At 44.8% G+C, this 2,456-nt stretch carries 3 protein-coding genes and 1 pseudogene; all 4 read left to right on the top strand.

Annotated features, from left to right (window positions below; translation table 11 throughout):
• A pseudogene (locus tag ACXAC4_RS27290) lies at window positions 1–474 on the top strand (chemotaxis protein CheW); the annotation flags it as partial.
• Between the two features lie 14 nt (window positions 475–488).
• Window positions 489–878 carry a PAS domain-containing protein gene (locus ACXAC4_RS27285; RefSeq protein ID WP_475168312.1) on the top strand — a complete coding sequence of 130 codons (390 nt, stop codon included), beginning with the start codon at window positions 489–491 and terminating at the stop codon, window positions 876–878.
• A 24-nt stretch (window positions 879–902) separates the two neighbouring features.
• Window positions 903–1,595, top strand: a complete 693-nt coding sequence (locus ACXAC4_RS27280; protein ID WP_475168306.1) for a PAS domain-containing protein — start codon at window positions 903–905, stop codon at window positions 1,593–1,595.
• 43 nt (window positions 1,596–1,638) lie between these two features.
• Window positions 1,639–2,456 (top strand): methyl-accepting chemotaxis protein (locus ACXAC4_RS27275; protein ID WP_475168301.1); only part of this gene is annotated, 818 nt, incomplete at its 3' end.

The raw sequence follows: 2,456 nt of genomic DNA, 5'->3' as shown, positions 1-2,456 counted from the left end.
AAGGTTAATACAAGCATCCCAACACTTCCACTCAGCACCTGAAGAGCATTACGCTTTAGACATCACGACGGTGAAAGAAATTCGCGGCTATGAGCAGGTCACCAAAATAGCCAATGCGCCAAGCTTTATTAAGGGGGTGATAAACCTTCGTGGCGATATTGTGCCCATCGTGGATTTGCGGATTAAGTTCAATGTCGGCGAAGCCACCTACAACGACTTTACTATCGTGATTAAGACGCAATGTCCACGAGCGAATTGTTGGCATTGTCGTCGACGGCGTCTCCGACGTGATCCATCTTCGGAAGAAGACATGTTCTTCCGCCTCCAGAGTTTGGGGTGGCGTTCGATAGCAAATACCTTCATGGGCTGGCGGATGTGGACGAACACATGGTTATTTTAGTGAATATTGAGAGCCTAATTACAAGTAACGAATTGGGCTTAGTTGAAACAAAAACACAAGCGGTTGAGGGCTGAAGACAATGGGAATCATGACGTGGTTAGAGGACTTCACGAAGGCAACGGACGTAAATCAAGCATTGAGAAACAAACAGGTGCTTGATGCAACAACATGTTGCATCATGATGGCTGATGCAGAAAGAAATATTATTTACGCGAATCAGTCGGTAAAAACACTGCTTAAAGAAAATGAAAAAAAACTTCAGGCTGTTCTTCCCAGTTTTTCGGCTGATAATTTGGAAGGTCAGAACATCGACCAATTTCATCGTAATCCGTCACATCAGCGCAATATCTTAGCTGAACTAAAATCGACAATGACTTCTACAATAAGCATAGGCGACTTGAACTTTAAGCTCACGCTAACGCCTTTTTTCGACCAAGACAATCAAAACATAGGCACTATGGTTGAATGGGTTGATTAGTCTGAGCTACTTATCAAAAGTACCATGCTTAATGTATTAAACGACGCTCAAGCGGTGATCGAGTTTAATGCAGACGGTGTAATTCAAAACGCAAACGACAACTTCCTAAATACGCTTGGCTATAGCCTTAACGAGATCGTAGGCAATCATCACAAAATGTTCTGTGATAACCAGTACATTCGCACGGAAGAATACGCACAATTTTGGCGCGATCTCAAAGCGGGTAAGCCGCAAAGTGGAGAATTTTGCCGTTTTGACAAAATGGGTAAAGAGGTTTGGATTCAAGCGACCTACAACCCGGTATTTGATGGTGATGGCAAGGTTATTCGCGTAGTGAAGTTTGCCACTGACATTACTGCATCTAAATTACGTAACGCTTATTTCGAAGGGCAAATTGAAGCAATAAATAAAGCTCAGGCGGTTATTGAATTTGACCTTGACGGAAAAATTCTTAACGCCAACGAAAACTTCACCAACACGGTTGGCTACAGCTTAGACGAAATTGTTGGCAAGCATCACAGCATGTTCGTTGATGAAGAGTATAAGCGCAGTGTTGAATATAGTCAGTTTTGGGAGCAACTACGTCAAGGCGTACTGTTTACTGATGAGTTTAAGCGCGTGGGCAAAGGCGGTAAAGAAATTTGGATCCAAGCATCATATAACCCTATTTTGGATCAAAACGGCAGACCCCATCGCGTAGTGAAAATACGCCATTGATATCACGGGTAGGAAGCAAGCTATAAGCGATATCAAAACGGCAATGAATGAGCTTGTTCAAGGGAATTTGGACTGCCGCATTGAGCATGAGTTCGACGGCGAGTTTAAAGAACTCGGAACATCAATCAACCGCTTTATTGACGATATGCGCCGTATTATCGGTTCTATCAGTGATGTGATGACCCGCTTATCCGGTGGCGACTTAACGGCAGAATTGGACGAACAGTTTGAAGGTGAGTTTCAGGTATTGGGCGATGCCATAAACCAGTTTGTCGGAGAGATGTCTGGCACTATAGGGTCCATTTACGAAGCGGTAGAAACCATCAATACTGCGTCTTCTGAGATAGCTACCGGTAACTCAGATCTTTCAAGCCGAACTGAACAACAAGCATCTAGCCTTGAGGAAACTGCTTCGAGTATGGAAGAGCTGACCGGTACGGTAAAACTCAATGCCGAAAATGCTGAGCAGGCAAATGGCTTGGCGTCACAAAGCTGCGACATTGCAACAAGAGGCGGTGAGCTCATTCGCCAGGTGGTTGACACCATGTCTTCAATCAACGAGTCAGCTCAAGAGATCTCAGACATTATCGGTGTGATTGACGGCATTGCATTTCAAACCGATATACTCGCCTTGAATGCCGCTGTTGAGGCAGCTAGAGCAGGCGAGCAGGGCCGAGGGTTTGCGGTAGTGGCATCAGAAGTACGAAGCTTGGCTCAGCGTTCAGCAGAGGCGGCAAAAGAGATAAAAGAGCTTATATCAGACTCGGTGAACAAAATTGATGGGGGCAATAAACTCGTCAATCAGTCTGGCGATACCATGGAAGAAGTAGTCACGTCTATCAAGCGGGTTAACGATATCAT

It is taken from the genome of Pseudoalteromonas sp. AWM4_233, assembly GCF_056158285.1.
Note: the sequence above shows the minus strand (reverse complement) of the source record. Positions and strands in the feature narration are given on the sequence as shown.